Raw genomic sequence first — 19,951 nt, 5'->3', positions numbered from 1 at the left:
CTCTTCCTGCGAAGGGGGATTTTTCCTTGAGCGACAAGATAATAGCCATGCAGAAGAAATCGATTTACGTTGCCTATACCGGCGGGACCATTGGTATGCAGCGCTCCGAACAGGGTTACATCCCGGTCTCCGGACACCTTCAGCGCCAGCTGGCGCTGATGCCCGAATTTCACCGCCCGGAAATGCCCGACTTCACCATTCATGAATATACCCCGCTGATGGATTCGTCAGATATGACGCCGGAAGACTGGCAGCATATCGCCGACGACATCAAAAACCATTACGACCAGTACGACGGTTTTGTGATCCTTCATGGCACTGACACCATGGCGTTTACCGCCTCGGCGCTCTCGTTCATGCTGGAGAATCTGGGCAAACCGGTCATTGTGACAGGGTCACAAATACCGCTGGCGGAGCTGCGTTCTGACGGACAAATCAATCTTCTTAACGCGCTGTACATCGCGGCAAACTATCCGATCAACGAAGTCACCCTGTTCTTCAACAACCGTCTGTTTCGCGGTAACCGCACGACAAAGGCGCATGCCGACGGCTTTGACGCTTTCGCCTCCCCTAACCTCCAGCCGCTGCTGGAAGCAGGTATCCACATCCGTCGCCTGGGTACGCCACCGGCTCCGAGAAATGAAGGCGAACTGATTGTTCATCCGATCACGCCGCAGCCGATCGGGGTCGTCACGATTTATCCGGGGATCTCCGCCGATGTGGTGCGCAACTTCCTGCGCCAGCCGGTGAAAGCGCTGATTTTACGTTCTTACGGCGTCGGTAATGCGCCGCAAAATAAAGCGTTCCTGAAAGAGCTTAGCGAAGCCAGCGAGCGCGGCATCGTGGTGGTGAACCTCACGCAGTGCATGTCGGGGAAAGTGAACATGGGCGGCTATGCCACCGGCAACGCGCTGGCGCATGCGGGCGTGATTGGCGGCGCGGATATGACCGTTGAAGCGACCCTGACCAAACTGCATTATCTGCTCAGTAAAGAGCTGGATACAGATGCGATTCGCAAAGCGATGACGCAAAACCTGCGCGGCGAACTCACGCCGGACGACTAAGGAGATACTGATGACGCAACGAGCGCTGTTACTGGTCGATTTACAAAACGATTTCTGCGCTGGCGGCGCGCTGGCGGTCCCGGAGGGCGACAGCACGGTTGATATCGCTAACCGCCTGATTGCGTGGTGTCAGACGCGCGGCGATGCGGTGATCGCAAGCCAGGACTGGCATCCGGCGAATCACGGTAGTTTCGCCAGTCAACATCAGGCCCAGCCATACAGCCAGGGCCAACTGGACGGTCTGGCGCAAACCTTCTGGCCCGATCACTGCGTGCAGGATACCGACGGCGCGGCATTTCATCCGCTGCTGAACCGTAAGGCGATAGAGGCCGTTTTCCATAAGGGTGAAAACCCGCAGGTCGACAGCTACAGCGCCTTTTTTGATAATGGTCGCCGACAGAAAACCGGGCTGGACGCGTGGCTTCGCCAGCACGACGTGAATGAGCTGATCGTCATGGGGCTGGCAACCGACTATTGCGTCAAGTTTACAGTTATGGACGCGCTGCAACTGGGCTATACGGTGAACGTGATTACTGACGGCTGTCGCGGCGTGAATATTCAGCCACAGGACAGCGCCCATGCGTTTATGGAGATGGCCGCCGCAGGGGCCACGCTCTATACCCTCTCCGACTGGGAAGAAACCCAGCGCTAAACCGCTGAAGGAGGGGGTGCAGTCTTTAGCTCAGACTGGATATCTCCTCCAGCGAGACCATCCGCGTCTCAATGCCAAAGAAAAACAGGATCAGCGCGCAGACGACCAGCATGGCCCCCAGCACGATGAATACGGTGACTGAACCATACTGAGTCAGTAAGACCGCCACGCCGTAGGGGGTAAATACCGCCACAATGCGCCCTACCGCATTCACAAATCCCGATCCGCGCAGGCGTAAATGTGTCGGCCACAGTTCTGGCACATAGACCGCCGAGGCAAAACAGACGTACATATACAGGAAAAAAATCATCACCAGGCCATAGCTCAGAATCGCCCATTCCGCAGTCTGAATCGAATAGAAATAGCCCAACAGCGCAATGATGACCAGCAGCAATGAACCAAATAACCGTCGCGGATAACGGTCAATAATTAAAGCGGCAATAAAAATACCGACTGGCGCGCCAATCATAATGATGGCCGTCATAAAAATAGATTTGGTGACATCAATCCCTGAGTTAACAAAAATCGTTGGGATCCATACCGTAATGGTATAGAGCGAAATATTCATCGCGATAAGTACGGTAATGGCCACCAGCGTGCGGCGCAGCATCTGTCCTTTAAACAGCAGCCAGAATGATCCATGCTCCTCGCTAACTGGATGGGATCCCGACCTGACTGGAGGGAGAGACAAGGTGATGTTTTTCTCTTTTTCTATCTGAACTTCAACATCGCGCAGATGTTTTTCGGCAACACATTGTCGACCTTTTCCCGCCAACCAGCGTGGCGATTCAATAAAGTATTTTCCGGAAAGGTACCAGGCCAACAGCATGCCTGCCCCGCCGAGGAGAAACATCACTCGCCAGCTCAGCAAAGCAATAACGACCACGCCAATGGCCGCAGAAAGCATCGGCGCCCAGTTACCGACAAAAGAGAGCCTTGCAGACCATTTTCCCCTGACAGTTGCCGGAATGAACTCCGTAAAGGACGCATAGCCCACCATAATAAGCGCCCCCATTCCGGTCCCCATGAGACAACGAAAGAAGATAAGCCAGTACATATTGGGAACAAAAGAAGCCGCGGTTGCGGAAATACCCACAATCAACAGATTCATACGAAACGCTTTCCGGCGACCAAGATAATCACCAATAAATCCACCGGTCAGAGAGCCGATAAAATATCCGAACATCAGTGCCGAGGTAAACGCCGCGTTGAGAAAATTATTTGACCAGCCATTACTCACCAGTTTTGCCAGCACCACATTGCCAGAATAACTGAGAAAGCCAGTCAGTAATAAACTAAAACTGATAATGCCAAAGATGCGAAAATGAAACCGGGATAAAGGCAAGCGGTCCAGTCTTGCACCAATATGATCATATTGTTCCATCTGGGTACCTCAAATGCTCATTATTTTTCGCAATCAGAAATTTTCCGAATACGGTGTGATTGTTACACGAAAGATGACGAGCAGAGTAAGTTGTGACCATCGCGGCAGATTTGACATTGCCGCGTCATCCATCATCACTTTATTTAACCTTTACCGGGTGAAAAACAAAATAATACCGAGTGGGTAAAATGCAAATTTAATAGATTAACTGGATATTATTTTCTTTGCAGAATACAACCCATTCCTCACCAGGTGCTTTATTCGTTATGATATAATTGATATTGTTTAAATCTACCAGCTTGACAAAAGCTTTGCGATCAAACTTCGAATGATCCACCAATAGCGCCACTTCCGTAGCCTGGCGAATCATCGTTTTTTTGATCTCAGCTTCAGCCTCGTTGGAATCAAGCGCCCCGCTTTCCCTGTCCAGGCCTTTACAGCTCATCACCATAATATCCACGTGGTAACGGTTGATAATCTCTTTGGTGATCCGCCCCTGTAGTGAAAGCGTATTCTTATTTAACTCACCGCCGGTCGAAACCACATTAATCTCAGATTGCGCCAACTCATGAAACGCTTCTGCTGAATTGGTTAATAACGTGAGATCGTTTCTTTCCTTTAACAGTTTCAACAATTCCATGGCTGTACTGCTGGAATCTGCTGCCATTGTGGTTTTGTTTTTAATAAACGGCAGTGCGTTACGCGCGATAATCTGTTTCTCCTCATAGAACGATTTCGCCCGCTTGTAAAAATGGATATTTTCAGATAACGCCGTTGTATTTAATACTGCACCGCCATAGGTACGCGTTAAAAAACCTTCATCTTCAAGTTTTTCCAGATCGCGGCGGATAGTCTCTTCGGTCACCTGAAATATCGTGCTTAAATTAGAAACCACCACCTTCTTGTCATTGGCAACCATTTGCTTAATTGCCTGAATCCTGTCTTTTGCCGCCACAGTTACACCTCTGTTTCCTTTAACGTCATGATAAGTACTTAGTATCTCACAGGCCATGTTTATTTTCAAAAGAACATGTCCGAATCACAGATTTTCATGTTTCTTTACACGGAAACAGAGGTGGTTCTTATCGTTCTTATCTATTATTCAACGCTTCCGCCATTTCCCTCATCAATAATGAGTCGTCATCTGTTAAGGCGATGGTTAACGCCTCAACATTCTCGCGGACCTGTTCAGGGGCGGTGGCACCACTGAGTATTGAAATTAAATCACTCTGTTTCAATATCCAGGCCAGCGCCAGCGTGGGCACAGAACAGTGGTATTTGTCACACAGCGGCTTCCACTGTTCCAGCATATCGATAACACGCAGCATATTCTCACGCTGGAACCAGACTTTATTTGCCCGGGCGCCACCAGGAATGTAGTCGCGCGTTATCGTGCCGGTGAGTAATCCCTGCTCCAGCGGGGAGTAAACCTGTACCACGATGCTATGCTCACGACAGAGCGGCAGCAACTCGGTTTCCAGCGCCCGATCCAGAATGCTGTACTTCGCTTGTACAATATCCAGCTCACCATGTTTAAGATATTCACGAATATGAGAGGCATCCACATTAGCCGCGCCGATCGAGCGGATCTTGCCTTCGGCTTTCAATGCATTGAGTGCGTCAACGGTTTCTGCTATCGGGGTAAAAAACGGCGGTACTGACTGCCAGTGGGTCATATAAATATCGATGCAATCAATCCCCAGACGTTGCAGGCTGGACTCGACCTCTTCACGGATAGATTCCGGGGAGAGATTTTTGTACAACTGACGATCGCCGACTTTATTGAACAGGCTTCCTTCCCGCTCCCAGACAATACCGCACTTGGTCTCCACGACGATTTCTTTTCGCGGTAACTGCTTCAACGCCTGACCAACAATCACTTCGCTATTGCCAAAGTTGTAGCCTGGCGCGGTATCAATCAGATTGATGCCGCAGCGATGCGCCTCAACAATGGTATCGATGCATATCTGCAGGTCGAGATCGCCATTCCACGCCGGGCCGCCGCCGATGGCCCAGGTCCCCAGTCCCATTCGTGAGAGCGTAATATCTGTACTGCCTAAAGGTATCATTTTCATCTGCCGCTATTATCCTTCGTATTCATCCAGGAGTTGTTCCACCAGCTTTCTGTTTTTCACGCCCGTTGTCGCCCCTACGCTTAAGACCGATATCGCTGCCGTCGCGTTAGCAAACAGAGCGCATTCACGCAGCGTTTTTCCCTCAAGCAGTGCTGAGATAAATCCTGAGGCAAAATTATCACCGGCCCCGATCGTGTCGATGGCGGTAATCCCTGAAACCGCAGGGACTTCTATTTTCATATCCGCGCGTTTAATAAAGCAGCCTTTCTTGCCGGTTTTAATTACCACCGTTTTTACGCCGCACTGGAGAAAACGATCGGCAATGTCATCCAGTGTCTCTTTCCCGGTGAGTTTTTTAGCCTCATCAAAATTAGGGAACAGATAGTCGACAAAACTCAGCGCTTCCTGAATATCTTCCAGTGTTTCATTTAGCCGGGGCTTGATCATATCGGCACAGATGATCAACTGCTGCGCCTTCGCCCGGGTAAAAATTTCCGTTAATGCTTTACCATCCAGCAAAGGGCTATTGAAAATGCTCGCCAGCGATAACAGTTTGACCCGAGAAAAACGGTCAAAATCGATATCGTTGATATTCAATTTCCACAGACTGCCATTGCGATTGGTGACAAATGTACGTTCACCATCCGTCGTCACCAGGCCGACATTGATTGAGGTATCAATTTCAGGGTCCTGTTTCAGGCTCTGAATATCAATATTCTCTTTGCGGCAGTGCTCGAGAATAAAATGGCCTGCCGCGTCATCGCCAACGCGACTCATCAATGCCGTACGATGTCCAAGTCGGGAAATAATGGTGGCCTCATTGATGGCATCCCCGCCTGTGGTCATGGCGATTCGTTCTAAAGGATAAGAATCTACATCAAAGATATTTTTACTGACCGGTTGCAAAGGAATATCGACAATTGCCGCACCGATGCAAAGCACTTCGATCTCGTCCATATCATCATTCCGCTTTGCCGTCTGAACCAAACAGTTTGATTTTTTCCAGCGCTCGCGCTTTGACAACTCTGCGCACTTCGCGCTCCAGGTGCAGGAACGGTTGATCCTGATTCTCTTTCACCGCCACCATCGCCGCCTGGCACAGTTCAGTATGAATATTGATCTTGGCAATACCGAGTGAAATGGCCTTTTTAATATCGGCGTCGCTGATACCCGAAGCCCCGTGCAGTACCAACGGCACAGAAACCGCCTGACGTACGCGTTCAACCACCTCGAAGTTCAGCTTGGGTTCTGAGGTATAGACACCATGCTGATTGCCGATGGCGACGGCCAGTGAATCACAGCCGGTCCGTTCAACAAACTCTGCCGCCTGGCTGGGATCGGTATAATGGTATCCTGCCAGCGCCTCTTCATAGACCGTTTCATTCCCCACATGGCCCAGCTCCGCTTCCACCGGAATACCCAACGGGTGAAAGAAATCAACGGCCTCTTTGGTCAGGCGGATATTTTCTTCAAAATCAAAGGCGGAGGCGTCACGCATGAGTGAATTCATCCCGTGGGTCCAGGCATTATGGATAATCTCCATGCTGCGCCCGTGATCCCAGTGGGTAATCACCGGTACCGATGCTTTTTTCGCCATCGAGACCATCATATGCGAAAAGTCTTCAAATGAAGTATTACCCACAAACCCGGTGCCAAAAGAGATAATCACCGGTGATTTTGCCTCTTCTGCCGCATCGATTACGCCCATCAACATTTCCGCGTTCCACACGTTAAAGTGGGCAATCGCATAATGTTTATTTTGCGCGTCATTTTCCCAATATTTAATATCTGCCAGCATGGTTATTTCTCCCGTTTAAATTAATCACTATCCCCGTCATACTTCAGGTTGCAGTTGTGTTGGCCGCGACTCGAATGATTTAGGGCATAACCTTAATTACACCTTTAATAATGTCGTGCTTATTATTTACTGATTCATCAAATGCTCGCTGAACCTCTTCATAATCATAAATATGCGTCACCATCGATTTCACATCGAAACGACCTGAGGAAATGGCTTCAATCGTGACCGGATAGCGGTTGGCGTAGCGGAAAACGGTCTGAATTGACACTTCACGGTTAATTTTGAGGAAATTAATCGCAGAGTCTCCCGGCACCGTGCCAACAATCATGATTTTCCCACCGCGCATCACCAGATACGGCGCCTGCTTAACCGTGACGGCGGAACCTGCCGTTTCAAAAACGATGTCTGCGCCCATCTCCCCGGAAAATTGCTGACAGCGTGCAACGGTGTCTTCTTTGGCACCATTGACGACGAGTGTTGCGCCGAGCTGTTCAGCCATTGCCAACCGTTTTTCCAGGACATCGACCACGGCAATATCCGTTGCGCCAAGGCATTTACAGGCCTGCAATGTCATCAGACCAATGCAACCCGCACCGAGAATGACGATTTTCTTCCCAGGCTTAACGTCTGCCAGCATTGCTGCATGCATCCCAACGGCAGCAGGCTCCACCAGCGCCCCCTCCATGGTGTCCATATTGTCCGGGAGCTTATAGGTGAAGCTTTCCGGATGGCACAGATAGTGCGTTAAGGCGCCACGATAATTGGGCTGGGTGGCCATAAAGTCGACATCCGGGCAGATGTTGTATTTGCCTTCCAGGCAATAGCGACAATGACCGCAGGGTACGCCCGGCTCAATATTCACCCGATCGCCCGGTTTAAATTTGCTGACACGGTTACCCACGGCCACCACCGTCCCGGCGCACTCGTGACCCAGACCGATTTCCTGATTCGGGTCTTTTGGCGGAATAAACGGCCCCGATTCAAAGCCGTGAACATCCGAACCGCAAATCCCGACATACTCGACTTTGATCAGGACTTCATGATCTTTTGGCACCGGCATATCGGCGGCAATAATGTTCATCGTCCCCGGTGTTTTTAATATCGCTTTAGAGTTTTGCATTTTCATTCCTTTATTTATTCGTTACCGCATCAATACCCAGACTTTCGACCGAGACGCCTTTGGTTTCAATTCCGATCGTAGCGATAGCGACAGCAACAATAATTGAGACGGCACCCAGCAGGATGAAGACTCCCGTCACACCATAACCGTTAAGCAACACCGCGACGGCGTAAGGTGCGGCAATCCCGCTGATTCGACCAACGGCATTCGCCAGGCCTGATCCTCTTAGCTTCGCTTCCGTAGGCCAGATTTCCGGTACATAAACGGCCGAAGCGTAGCAGACATACATATAGACAAAGGTAATCAGGAAAAAGCCAATTAAGGTAATCAGCAACATGCTGGTTTGCAGTGAATAGATATACCCGAGGACGGCAATCAATATTAATAAACCGACGCCCATCGTTTTACGGGGAATTTTATCCATCACCAGCATGGCGATAAAAATACCAAACGGCGCGCCGAACATACTCATCGTATTTAATACAATGGAGTCTTTCAGATTGATTCCCTGGGTCATAAATATTGTCGGCAACCAGTTAATTAACGTGTATTGCACAACGTTCATGGCAATCAGCACGCAGGAACCCAAAATAACGCGCTTCAGTAATACACCGGTCAGCAATGCGGAATACGGTACTGAACGCGGCGGCTTACCATTGTCTTCGATAACAACCGGTGGCAACGGTTTACCCGTTTGACGCATCACCCCCTCTTCAATCGCCTGCATGACTTTTTCGGCGTCCTCATAGCGTCCGCGTGATTCCAGCCAGCGGGGAGATTCAGGGAACCAGCGCCAGGCAAGTGCAGTGGCAATAAGTGATAATACGGCCGGGATTAACAACTGCACGCGCCAGTTCCACTCTGCGCTAATCAGCGGCGTGAGTCCCATCGCGATGAGCGAACACAGCGGATACGACCAGTTACCGATAAACGAAACCCGACTCGACCAGGTGCCCCGGTTTCTTCCCGGCATATACTCCGTAAATCCGGCAAAGAGAGTCACCAGCAACGCCCCTAACCCGACGCCCATAACAAAACGGCAGGCGATAAGGAAATCCATATTTGGCGAAAATGCGCCAACCACCATGGCGGCAATATGAATCGCTTCGTAGAGGATAAACGCATTTCTGCGTCCGGTTTTATCACCGATGATCCCACCAACCAGGGCGCCGAGGAACATCCCCGCCGTGGTAATCGCGGAAAACGTGGCGGTTGTGGAATTATCAGTCCAGCCTAACTCTTTTAGCTGCGCGAGGATCAATCCGCCGACGGCATTGCTCCAGCAGACCAGCAACCCAAAGGCGACCATCGCAAACATGGATGTATGCCAGCGGCAATCCGGCAGGCGATCCAGTCGGGCGCCGCAATGTGGCTTTGTTATCTGTTCCATTCGATAACGTTCCTTTAGCAGAAGGGTTATTCATCAAAGTCGTAGGTCATAATCACTTTGATCGCCGTTTTATCGACCATCGCGTCAAAACCGTCACGCCACTGTGACAGGCCAATACGATGCGTAATCATCGGTTTGACCTGGATAGCGCCACTGGCGAGCAAGCGAATAGCATTACGCCAGGAGGTGGAATCGTAGGCCATATGCCCGATAATGCTTTTGTTCCACGCCGTGATATCGTTAATGGAGAAATCGAGCGGTTTGAACCCCATACCAACGCGCACCACTTCACCGTTTGGACGCAGCATTTCGATAGACTGCTTCAGGGCAATGTTGGCACCGGAACACTCGATCACCAGGCCAAGATTGTCTTTGCCGCAGATTTCCTGACAGCGTGCGACCACATCTTCCGTGGATCCATTGACGACCGCCGTCGCACCCAATTCTTTCGCCACCGGGAAACGAACAGGGACATCCTCTTCCAGGCCGACCATCACAATGTTGACCGCGCCCATGATGCGAGCCATCTGCACAGAGAACAGCCCCAACGGACCGGTTCCGATCACCACCACGTCCTGACCCGGCAGGAATCTGGATTGCTGCGCGATCGATTTGTAGGCGTTGCAGATGGGATCCAGCACCGCAGCCTCTTCGTAATCCACGTTTTCCGGGATCTCCCACAGGGCATGGCGATGAATTTTCAGGATTTCACCCGGCACCAGGCAGTATTTCGAAAATCCACCACCCCAGGTGTTATTATCCAGTCCCAGATTAACTTTTTCTGTGCAACACAGAAAATCACCCTGTTCACAGGCCGGACAGACGCCACAGACATGCCCACTGTTGTCTGAAACCACGCGCTGACCCACCTTCCAGTCTTTAACCTTTTCCCCAACCTGCGTAATACGTCCTGCAAACTCATGGCCACGAATGGAGTTAAACTGATCGGAACCGCTGTCGACGTTATAATGTTTCATGTCCGCGCCACAGATCGCCGCGGCTTTGATTTCAATCACCACATCATCAGGTCCACAGACAGGTTTCGGAACATCAATCATCTTGTAACCGCCAAAGGCCTTACCAAATCTTGCCAGTGCTTTCATTGCTTTTTCCTTTGTGTTTAGTTTTGCATCAATGCCCATCATACTTACCCACAAAATCTTTGAGGTCAACACCAAATCTTTAAAACACAGATTTAATCCTGCATTTCACAACTCAGATCACAAATACAAAGAAACTGATCCGTGAAAACAAAGGAATGTGGAAGTGGCTTTGCAAATAATGGCGTGAGCACCTTCGTAGTTTTTCCTGCACGAAGGTGCTAGTTTGTTCAGGTTGTTTTTTCGCCACGCCATTTCTGTGGCGTGTTTGCTTTTTTTAATGTCAAAGAGGATCGCTATGAAACGTTTGCCCTTGTTGGCAGCATTACCCCTGCTCTGCGCGTCTGTCGCGTCCGCCAGTTCTATGATGTCCGTCGGCTACTTCAACGGCGGTGGAGATGTCACCGCCGGACCGGGCGGCGATATCAACAAACTGGATGTCCGCCAGATTACCCACCTCAACTACTCGTTCGGCCTGATTTACAACGCTGAAAAAGACGAAACCAACGCTGCGCTAAAAGATCCTGCAAAGCTTCATCAGATCTGGCTGTCGCCGAAAGTGGAGTCTGATCTCGCCCTGCTCCCGGTACTGCGTAAACAGAACCCACAGCTGAAAGTCCTGCTTTCTGTCGGCGGCTGGGGGGCGCGCGGATTCTCGGGAGCCGCCGCGACGCCGGAAACGCGCGCCGTGTTTATTCAGTCCGCCATGGACATCATGCAGAAATACGGACTCGACGGTATCGATCTGGACTGGGAATACCCGGTCAACGGCGCCTGGGGACTGGTTGCCAGCCAGCCCGCCGATCGTGAGAACTTCACGCTGCTGCTGAAAGAACTGCGCCAGGCGGTCGGTCATCAGAAGCTGGTGACGATTGCCGTCGGGGCGAATGCGGAAAGTCCGAAAAGCTGGGTGGATGTGAAGGCGATTGCGCCGCTGCTCGACTACATCAACCTGATGACTTACGACATGGCCTACGGAACGCAGTATTTCAACGCCAACCTGTATGACTCTAAGGACTGGCCAACCGTGGCAACTGCCGATAAATACAGCGTCGACTTTGTGGTCAACAACTACCTTGCCGCCGGACTAAAACCCCAACAGATGAATCTGGGGATCGGTTTTTACGGTCGCGTTCCCAAACGTACGGTAGAGCCGGGAATTGACTGGACGAAGCCGGACGCACAAAAAAATCCGGTCACTCAGCCTTACTTTGGCAAACAGGAGATCGCGCTGTTTAAATCGTTGGGTGTCGATCTGACCAAAGACACCTATGTGAAGTACAACGATATTGTCAAAACGTTCCTCAACGATCCGCAAAAGCATTTTACCGAACACTGGGACGCTCAGGCGATGGTGCCATGGCTGTCCGTTCAGTCGGCTGACGGTAAGCCACTGTTTGCCCTTTCTTATGAAAATCCTCGTTCGGTGGCAATCAAAGCGGAGTACATCAAAAAGCGCGGACTGGCAGGCGCGATGTTCTGGGAGTATGGCGCGGACGACAATAACCAGCTCGCGAAACAGCTGGCAGAATCCTTAAGTATTCAACACTAAGCGCCGCTCATTGCTGATATTGCCCTGTGCGAATGCACAGGGCATTTTTTTCGCACGTTGCCCGATGAGGTGTGTGACGCGAAACGGGATCGGTTATGATGGCCCCACCCCGTTGCGTCAGCGTTTGACGTCACGTTTCATTTTCAACTGGAGGCATGGGATTATATGGCTTTCATCCCTAAAAATTACGCCCGTCTGGAAGTTGGCTACCGGGAAAAGGCGCTGAAACTCTTTCCGTGGGTCTGCGGCCGCTGTTCCCGCGAGTTTGTCTATTCAAATCTTCGCGAACTGACGGTACATCATATCGATCACGATCATTCCAACAACCCGGAAGACGGCAGCAACTGGGAGATGTTGTGCCTGTACTGCCACGATCATGAGCATTCCAAATATACCGAAGCCGATCAGTACGGTTCCACGGTGGTGGCAGGCGAGGATGCGCAAAAGAGCGTCGGCGAAGCCACGTACAACCCTTTTGCCGATTTGAAGGCCATGCTGAATAAAAAATAATCCATCGCGTCAGCCCGGCAGAATGCCGGGCCTCACTGCGCGCTATCAGGATTTAAACGTCGCAATCGGTTCTGGCGTAATACCAAAATCGACCTTCAGTTGCTGCTTGCTCTTCATCACCATCTGCCCGTTGGTATCAATCGTCATATGCTGAGCGTCAGTATTGTGGCGCGCCTGCCAGAGCATCACCAGTTGCAGACTGTTATCTTTTTGCTCCGGCGTCAACGCCACGCCATCCGGCCATTTTCCCAGTTCAACAGCGGTGGATAAGCGCTGGTAGACTTCCGGCGTCATGCTGTTAACTATCTCATCAAGATTCATGATAAGTCCGCTCCTATGGAATAATTTGCTGAATCGTTTTTTCAACCTTTGGTCTGGTCACCGTTTTCATCGTCGGTAAAGCTCAGAGAAGCTGAATTGACACAGTAACGTTCGCCGGTGGGTTGCGGGCCATCGGGGAAGACGTGTCCCAGATGCGCATCGCAGTTTCCACAGCGAATTTCAATACGTTGCATACCGTGCGAGAAGTCCTTGATGTAACGGATCGACTCTTCACTGACCGGCTCGTAGAAGCTGGGCCAGCCGCAGCCGGAATCGTATTTGGACTGGGAGGTAAACAGCGGCGCATCGCAGATCAAACAGTGATAGACGCCGTCACGCTTGTTATGCAGCAACTGCCCGGTAAATGGCGGTTCTGTGCCGTGATTCTGCGTCACGTAGAACTGCATTTCAGACAGGTTTTTCTTCAGATCTTCCGCAGAAGGTTTGTTCGCCATTTGCTCACATCTCACTTTTCATGACGCTGACATTGCACGACAGATTCTAACAAAACATTAACACCTCAGTGCAGACTTTTGTTCTAAACTTGATCCTTGCGAAATGGCAGCTTGTGAATCGTGATGCAAATCACATTTTTATCTCAGTTGCCCTTTAAAATTCGGGGCGCCGCCCCCATGTGGTTTCAAGCCCAATGGAAGAGTGAGGCGAGTCAGCCGTGCAAAGCTTGTACAGAGGATTGATTTGTCGCAATGATTGACACGATTCCGCTTGACGCTGCGTAAGGTTTTTGTAATTTTACAGGCAACCTTTTATTCACTAACAAATAGCTGGTGGAATATATGACTATCAAAGTAGGTATCAACGGTTTTGGCCGTATCGGTCGCATTGTTTTCCGTGCTGCTCAGAAACGTTCTGACATCGAGATCGTTGCAATCAACGACCTGTTAGACGCTGAATACATGGCTTACATGCTGAAATATGACTCCACTCACGGCCGTTTCGACGGTACCGTTGAAGTGAAAGACGGTCATCTGATCGTTAACGGTAAAAAAATCCGTGTTACCGCTGAACGTGATCCGGCTAACCTGAAATGGGACGAAGTTGGTGTTGACGTAGTGGCTGAAGCGACCGGTATCTTCCTGACCGACGAAACTGCTCGTAAACACATCACTGCTGGCGCGAAGAAAGTCGTACTGACTGGCCCGTCCAAAGATGACACCCCGATGTTTGTTAAAGGCGCTAACTTTGACAAATATGCTGGCCAGGACATCGTTTCCAACGCATCCTGCACCACCAACTGCCTGGCTCCGCTGGCTAAAGTTATCAACGACAACTTCGGTATCATCGAAGGTCTGATGACCACTGTTCACGCAACCACCGCAACGCAGAAAACCGTTGATGGCCCGTCTCACAAAGACTGGCGCGGCGGCCGCGGCGCAGCTCAGAACATCATCCCATCCTCTACCGGTGCAGCTAAAGCGGTCGGTAAAGTACTGCCAGAACTGAATGGCAAACTGACGGGTATGGCGTTCCGCGTTCCGACTCCGAACGTATCCGTTGTTGACCTGACCGTTCGTCTGGAAAAAGCCGCTTCTTACGAAACCATTAAGAAAGCGATCAAAGCCGCTTCCGAAGGCCCGATGAAAGGCGTTCTGGGTTACACCGAAGACGACGTTGTTTCTACCGATTTCAACGGTGAAGTTTGCACTTCCGTGTTCGATGCCAAAGCCGGTATCGCACTGAACGACAACTTCGTGAAACTGGTTTCCTGGTACGACAACGAAACCGGTTATTCCAACAAAGTTCTGGACCTGATCGCTCACATCTCCAAATAAGTTGAGATGAGAACCTGATCCAAAAAGGCGACCTCGGTCGCCTTTTTTTATGCTTCTCGTTTACGGTTGAATCAAGGATTGCATCATGATTAATAAAATTTTTGCACTTCCGGTAATCGAACACATTACCCCTGTCCTCTCCCGCCGTCAGCTCGACGAGCTGGATGTCATTGTCGTCGACCATCCGCAGGTAAAAGCGTCTTTCGCATTACAGGGCGCGCACCTGCTCTCCTGGAAACCAGCCGGAGAAGAAGAGGTTCTGTGGCTGAGCAACAACACACCGTTTAAAAATGGCGTCGCACTGCGCGGCGGCGTACCGATCTGCTGGCCGTGGTTTGGCCCGTCAGCACAGCAGGGTCTGCCGGCGCATGGCTTTGCCCGTAACCTGCCGTGGACGTTGAAAGCGCATAATGAAGACGACAACGGTGCGGTGCTGACCTTTGAACTGCAAAGCAGTGAAGCGACCCGTCAGTACTGGCCGCATGATTTTACTCTGCTGGCACGCTTTAAAGTGGGTAAAACCTGCGAGATCGAACTGGAAGCGCACGGCGAATTTGAAACGACCTCCGCGCTGCATACCTATTTCAACGTTGGCGATATCGCGGCGGTGAAAGTCAGCGGTCTGGGCGATCGTTTCATCGATAAGGTGAACAATGCAAAAGAAGATGTGCTGACCGATGGCGTGCAGACATTCCCGGATCGTACCGACCGAGTCTATCTGAACCCGGAAGCCTGCAGCGTGATTCACGATGCCGCACTGAACCGCAACATCGACGTCGTGCATCATCACCACCTCAACGTGGTTGGCTGGAACCCGGGCCCGGCACTGTCCGCGAGTATGGGCGATATGCCGGACGATGGCTACAAAACCTTTGTGTGTGTGGAAACGGCCTACGCCACCGCGACACAGAAGACCACCGAAGAAAAACCGTCCCGCCTGGCGCAAACCCTTCGCGTTACCAGACGTTAAGTAATAAGTGATGCCGGAGTTTCTGTAGGCCGGATAAGATGCGTGAGCATCACCACCCGGCAATCAATGCCAGATGGCGGCTAACGCCTTATCTGGCCTACAAAAATAACATCCGGCATCGTCACACCATATCCAGCGCCGTTTTGCTTCTCGGCGCGGGAAACGCGTTATCGAGTGCGGCAAGTTCCTGAGCAGAAAGCGTCATGCTCAGCGCCGCCGCATTTTGCTGTACATGCTCCACGCTTGCCGCTTTCGGAATCGCCATCACCCCCTGATGACTGATGACCCACGCCAACAGGATCTGCGCCGCCGACGCACTGTGCGCATGCGCAATCTCATTAACCACGGGATGATTCAGCAAGCCGCTGCGAAGTCGTCCTGCCTGCGCCAGCGGGCTGTAGGCCATCACGGGGAGTTGACGTTGCTGACACCACGGCAGCAGATCGTACTCAATGCCGCGTGAAGCCAGGTGATACAGCACCTGATTAGTCGCGCACTCCCTGCCGCCCGGAACCTGCCACAGCGCCTGCATGTCGTCAACGTCGAGATTCGATACGCCCCAGCGACGAATTTTGCCCTGGGCAATCAGTGTTTCCATCGCCCCGACCGTCTCAGCAAAGGAGAAGTTACCCGACCAGTGCAACAAGTAGAGATCCAGATAGTCGGTTTTCAGACGGCGCAGACTGGCCTCGCAGGCGGCAATCGCTTTTTGTCCACCCGCATTCCACGGATAAACCTTCGACACCAGAAAAACGCATTCACGTAAGCCGTTCAGCGCCTCGCCGACCACTTCTTCCGCTCCGCCATCGGCATACATTTCGGCGGTGTCGATGAGCGTCAGCCCCAGATCGACGCCCGCACGCAGTGCAGACACTTCCGCCCGACGATGGCCGGGATTCTCACCCATATACCACGTCCCCTGCCCGATTGCAGGCAGTACAACCCCGTCAGCTAAGACAACCTGTTTATCTGTCATCACATCCTCCTTTGTTGTGCACCACCGTAATGCAAAACAGGGCGCAAGCGCCCTGTTTTGATGCACAAGTTGCACCGTAATAATGCACAATCAGAACTTGTAGGTGATCCCGGTAGAAATCAGGCCAGTCCAGGATTTGTCAATCATCGGGCTGTCGGTAATTTCATCCGACAGACGGGTGTAACGTGCAGTACCGTAAACGCTCCAGTCACCGAGGAAGTTGTAGTTCGCGCTCAGCTCCAGGTACGGGTTCCAGCTGTCGTTCGGGTTATAGCCACGCATACCGCTTCTTGCGGACTCTTTACGAGACACACCGTAGTAGTAGTCGTTCTGATTCTCACTGTTCCACTCAACACCGATACCCGGCGTCAGCGTCAGGCCGCCATTGGTATAGCGATACAGCCAAGCCAGATCCCAGACGATACCGTTGCTGTTATCCAGCGTATCCCCGGCGAGCGTGGTACGCAGGAAACCGTATTCGGTGTTATGAACGTAGGATAAGCCCGCCATCATGGTGCTCTTACGTTTATCCAGACGACGCATCTGACGATCGTCGCTGTCGCCAGGTTTGAAATACATCGGCGACCAGTAGGCCGTGATCGACAACTTGTCTGCGGTGTCGTTCCACAGATAGTATCCACCGCCCAGACCACGGAACCAGAAGTTGTCACCTTCATAGTTGATCACCGGAACCGGGTAAACGTCTGCGTCGTAATCTTTATAAGGGTGTTCAACCACACCAACGCCAGCGCCAAGCGTCAGGTTGCTTTCAGCGTGCACCACAGTAGCAGACGATGCGATAAACACGCCAAGTGCCAGAAGTTTGAGTTTGGTCACAATCCATCTTTCCTTATTCAATTGTTCAGCGGCAAAAGTGTAACCGCCAATAGGTTACAACCCAACCATTTTACAAATTAATGAAAGAATGTAACCGTCTAATTTTGCAGGCTGAGATGACACGTGGCTTACAGTGGGATGAAAACCGTGTGATCTCCTGCTGCATTATTTACATTATCTATGCACTTTTTGCGGATGAGTTATTGATATGCCATTGAAAATCATTTGCGAGCGCATGCAAGTTTTGCAAATGCCATCTACGCTTTAATTTAGAAGTTGTATCGCCGGGCACGTTGGTCTCACGCTGTACAAGCTGGCATGAGAGTTGCTGTTTTTTTGATACGAGACAGTAAATGACGTCGTTCAGTCTACCTCTTCCGGGAGCCTCTACTATTCATATGAACGGCTCTTAACCTGTGCTAAAAAACGAAAGGACGGCATATCATGAATATATTCGATCACTATCGCCAGCGTTATGAAGCTGCCAAGGACGAAGAGTTCACACTGCAGGAGTTTCTTACCACTTGTCGGCAAGATCGCAGTGCTTATGCCAACGCGGCAGAACGGCTATTGATGGCTATTGGTGAACCTGTCATGGTCGATACTGCCCAGGAGCCCCGACTTTCTCGCCTCTTCTCCAACCGGGTGATCGCACGTTACCCGGCGTTTGAAGAGTTTTACGGCATGGAAGACGCGATCGAACAGATTGTCTCTTATCTGAAACACGCGGCTCAGGGGCTGGAAGAGAAGAAACAGATCCTGTATCTGTTGGGGCCTGTAGGGGGCGGGAAATCGTCGCTTGCCGAACGACTGAAGTCGTTGATGCAGCGCGTCCCGATTTATGTGCTGAGCGCCAACGGTGAACGCAGCCCGGTGAACGATCACCCGTTGTGCCTGTTTAATCCGCAGGAAGATACCCAGATTCTGGAAAAAGAGTACGGCATTCCGCGCCGTTATCTCGGCACCATTATGTCGCCGTGGGCCGCCAAGCGCCTGAATGAGTTCGGTGGCGATATCACCAAGTTCCGCGTGGTGAAGGTCTGGCCGTCAATCCTTGCGCAAATCGCGATTGCCAAAACAGAACCCGGCGATGAGAACAACCAGGACATCTCCGCGCTGGTCGGGAAAGTGGATATTCGTAAACTCGAACACCACGCCCAGAACGATCCGGACGCGTATGGCTATTCCGGCGCGCTGTGCCGGGCCAACCAGGGGATTATGGAATTTGTCGAGATGTTTAAGGCACCGATTAAAGTGCTGCATCCGCTGCTGACCGCCACTCAGGAAGGGAACTACAACGGCACCGAAGGGATCTCCGCCCTGCCGTTCAACGGTATTATTCTCGCCCACTCAAACGAGTCAGAATGGGTGACGTTCCGTAACAATAAAAACAACGAAGCCTTCCTCGACCGTGTTTATATCGTGAAGGTGCCGTACTGCTTACGCATTTCCGAAGAGATCAAAATCTACGAGAAATTGCTTAACCACAGTGAACTGACTCATGCGCCCTGCGCGCCGGGAACCCTGGAAACGCTGGCGCGCTTCTCGATTCTTTCCCGTCTGAAAGATCCGGAAAACTCGAGTATCTACTCGAAAATGCGCGTCTATGATGGCGAAAGTCTGAAAGATACCGATCCGAAAGCGAAGTCGTATCAGGAGTACCGCGACTACTCCGGCGTTGACGAAGGGATGAACGGCCTGTCGACCCGCTTCGCGTTTAAGATCCTCTCGCGCGTCTTTAACTTTGACCATGTCGAAGTTGCCGCTAACCCGGTTCATCTGTTCTATGTACTGGAACAGCAGATCGAGCGTGAACAGTTCCCGCAGGAGCAGGCTGAACGCTATCTCGAGTTCCTGAAAGGGTATCTGATCCCGAAATACGCCGAGTTCATTGGCAAAGAGATCCAGACCGCCTATCTCGAGTCCTACTCGGAATACGGACAGAACATTTTCGACCGTTATGTCACCTATGCCGATTTCTGGATTCAGGATCAGGAGTACCGCGATCCGGATACCGGTCAGTTGTTTGACCGCGAATCGCTGAACTCTGAGCTGGAGAAAATTGAGAAACCCGCGGGGATCAGCAATCCGAAAGATTTCCGTAATGAAATCGTCAACTTTGTGCTGCGCGCGCGGGCCAACAACAGCGGACGGAATCCGAACTGGACCAGCTATGAAAAACTGCGCACCGTGATTGAGAAGAAAATGTTCTCCAATACCGAAGAGCTGCTGCCGGTCATTTCGTTCAATGCCAAAACCTCGACCGATGAGCAGAAGAAACACGACGACTTTGTCGACCGGATGATGGAAAAAGGCTATACCCGTAAACAGGTGCGTTTACTGTGCGAATGGTATCTGCGCGTACGTAAATCGTCTTAACAGCAAAGGCCCGGCGGCACATTCCCG

General features: G+C 51.3%; 19 protein-coding genes. 7 read left to right on the top strand and 12 right to left on the bottom strand.

Features of this window, described 5'->3' with window-relative positions; genetic code table 11:
- Nucleotides 1-47 precede the first annotated feature (47 nt).
- Nucleotides 48-1,064 (top strand): asparaginase, encoded by a 1,017-nt coding sequence (ansA, locus tag F384_RS05830; protein WP_046479667.1) that lies wholly within the window; start codon nucleotides 48-50, stop codon nucleotides 1,062-1,064.
- Between the two features lie 10 nt (nucleotides 1,065-1,074).
- On the top strand, nucleotides 1,075-1,716 hold the full coding sequence (gene pncA / locus F384_RS05825) for a bifunctional nicotinamidase/pyrazinamidase (RefSeq protein WP_046479665.1): 642 nt from the start codon (nucleotides 1,075-1,077) through the stop codon (nucleotides 1,714-1,716).
- 25 nt (nucleotides 1,717-1,741) lie between these two features.
- On the opposite strand, the gene F384_RS05820 is transcribed toward pncA, so the two are convergent.
- From F384_RS05820 to F384_RS05785, 8 genes are all read right to left on the bottom strand, one after another.
- Nucleotides 1,742-3,100, bottom strand: a complete 1,359-nt coding sequence (locus F384_RS05820) for an MFS transporter (protein ID WP_046479664.1) — start codon at nucleotides 3,098-3,100, stop codon at nucleotides 1,742-1,744.
- A 196-nt stretch (nucleotides 3,101-3,296) separates the two neighbouring features.
- Nucleotides 3,297-4,055: a DeoR/GlpR family DNA-binding transcription regulator gene (locus F384_RS05815; protein WP_046479662.1), complete on the bottom strand. Its 759-nt coding sequence runs from the start codon at nucleotides 4,053-4,055 to the stop codon at nucleotides 3,297-3,299.
- A 136-nt stretch (nucleotides 4,056-4,191) separates the two neighbouring features.
- A complete protein-coding gene (locus tag F384_RS05810; RefSeq protein ID WP_046479661.1) occupies nucleotides 4,192-5,175 on the bottom strand; it encodes an aldo/keto reductase in 984 nt (327 codons plus the stop codon).
- Nucleotides 5,176-5,184: 9 nt separating this feature from the next.
- Nucleotides 5,185-6,132, bottom strand: a complete 948-nt coding sequence (locus F384_RS05805; RefSeq protein ID WP_046479659.1) for a carbohydrate kinase family protein — start codon at nucleotides 6,130-6,132, stop codon at nucleotides 5,185-5,187.
- A 4-nt stretch (nucleotides 6,133-6,136) separates the two neighbouring features.
- Nucleotides 6,137-6,973 (bottom strand): ketose-bisphosphate aldolase, encoded by an 837-nt coding sequence (locus F384_RS05800; RefSeq protein WP_046479658.1) that lies wholly within the window; start codon nucleotides 6,971-6,973, stop codon nucleotides 6,137-6,139.
- Nucleotides 6,974-7,052: 79 nt separating this feature from the next.
- Nucleotides 7,053-8,096 (bottom strand): NAD(P)-dependent alcohol dehydrogenase, encoded by a 1,044-nt coding sequence (locus tag F384_RS05795; protein ID WP_046479657.1) that lies wholly within the window; start codon nucleotides 8,094-8,096, stop codon nucleotides 7,053-7,055.
- Nucleotides 8,097-8,106: 10 nt separating this feature from the next.
- A complete protein-coding gene (locus tag F384_RS05790; protein ID WP_046479655.1) occupies nucleotides 8,107-9,486 on the bottom strand; it encodes an MFS transporter in 1,380 nt (459 codons plus the stop codon).
- A 26-nt stretch (nucleotides 9,487-9,512) separates the two neighbouring features.
- Nucleotides 9,513-10,589: a zinc-binding dehydrogenase gene (locus tag F384_RS05785; protein WP_046479654.1), complete on the bottom strand. Its 1,077-nt coding sequence runs from the start codon at nucleotides 10,587-10,589 to the stop codon at nucleotides 9,513-9,515.
- A 295-nt stretch (nucleotides 10,590-10,884) separates the two neighbouring features.
- Between F384_RS05785 and F384_RS05780 the strand changes: the two genes are divergently transcribed.
- Both F384_RS05780 and yajD read left to right on the top strand, forming a co-directional pair.
- Nucleotides 10,885-12,138 (top strand): glycoside hydrolase family 18 protein, encoded by a 1,254-nt coding sequence (locus tag F384_RS05780; RefSeq protein ID WP_046479652.1) that lies wholly within the window; start codon nucleotides 10,885-10,887, stop codon nucleotides 12,136-12,138.
- 165 nt (nucleotides 12,139-12,303) lie between these two features.
- The gene (gene yajD / locus F384_RS05775) at nucleotides 12,304-12,648 is read left to right on the top strand and encodes an HNH nuclease YajD (RefSeq protein WP_042319478.1); all 345 of its coding nucleotides are present in this window, start codon (nucleotides 12,304-12,306) and stop codon (nucleotides 12,646-12,648) included.
- Nucleotides 12,649-12,693: 45 nt separating this feature from the next.
- Here the strand turns inward: yajD and F384_RS05770 are convergent, their stop codons facing one another.
- The gene (locus F384_RS05770) at nucleotides 12,694-12,969 is read right to left on the bottom strand and encodes a YeaC family protein (protein WP_046479650.1); all 276 of its coding nucleotides are present in this window, start codon (nucleotides 12,967-12,969) and stop codon (nucleotides 12,694-12,696) included.
- A gap of 41 nt (nucleotides 12,970-13,010) precedes the next feature.
- The gene (gene msrB, locus F384_RS05765; protein WP_046479649.1) at nucleotides 13,011-13,424 is read right to left on the bottom strand and encodes a peptide-methionine (R)-S-oxide reductase MsrB; all 414 of its coding nucleotides are present in this window, start codon (nucleotides 13,422-13,424) and stop codon (nucleotides 13,011-13,013) included.
- Between the two features lie 342 nt (nucleotides 13,425-13,766).
- Here msrB and gapA point away from each other — a divergent pair, with 342 nt between their 5' ends.
- Nucleotides 13,767-14,762 carry a glyceraldehyde-3-phosphate dehydrogenase gene (gene gapA / locus F384_RS05760; protein WP_046479647.1) on the top strand — a complete coding sequence of 332 codons (996 nt, stop codon included), beginning with the start codon at nucleotides 13,767-13,769 and terminating at the stop codon, nucleotides 14,760-14,762.
- 85 nt (nucleotides 14,763-14,847) lie between these two features.
- Nucleotides 14,848-15,732 carry a D-hexose-6-phosphate mutarotase gene (locus F384_RS05755; RefSeq protein ID WP_046479646.1) on the top strand — a complete coding sequence of 295 codons (885 nt, stop codon included), beginning with the start codon at nucleotides 14,848-14,850 and terminating at the stop codon, nucleotides 15,730-15,732.
- Between the two features lie 121 nt (nucleotides 15,733-15,853).
- On the opposite strand, the gene F384_RS05750 is transcribed toward F384_RS05755, so the two are convergent.
- Both F384_RS05750 and F384_RS05745 read right to left on the bottom strand, forming a co-directional pair.
- Nucleotides 15,854-16,708, bottom strand: a complete 855-nt coding sequence (locus tag F384_RS05750) for an aldo/keto reductase (RefSeq protein ID WP_046479644.1) — start codon at nucleotides 16,706-16,708, stop codon at nucleotides 15,854-15,856.
- Nucleotides 16,709-16,798: 90 nt separating this feature from the next.
- The gene (locus tag F384_RS05745) at nucleotides 16,799-17,545 is read right to left on the bottom strand and encodes a MipA/OmpV family protein (RefSeq protein ID WP_046479642.1); all 747 of its coding nucleotides are present in this window, start codon (nucleotides 17,543-17,545) and stop codon (nucleotides 16,799-16,801) included.
- Between the two features lie 444 nt (nucleotides 17,546-17,989).
- On the opposite strand from F384_RS05745, the gene yeaG reads away from it, so the two are divergent.
- Complete coding sequence (gene yeaG, locus F384_RS05740; protein ID WP_046479641.1) at nucleotides 17,990-19,924, top strand: protein kinase YeaG; 1,935 nt, start codon at nucleotides 17,990-17,992, stop codon at nucleotides 19,922-19,924.
- Nucleotides 19,925-19,951 lie beyond the last annotated feature (27 nt).

It is taken from the genome of Citrobacter amalonaticus Y19, from assembly GCF_000981805.1.
Lineage (GTDB): Bacteria > Pseudomonadota > Gammaproteobacteria > Enterobacterales > Enterobacteriaceae > Citrobacter_A > Citrobacter_A amalonaticus_C.
This window is presented reverse-complemented; position numbering and strand designations above follow the sequence as displayed.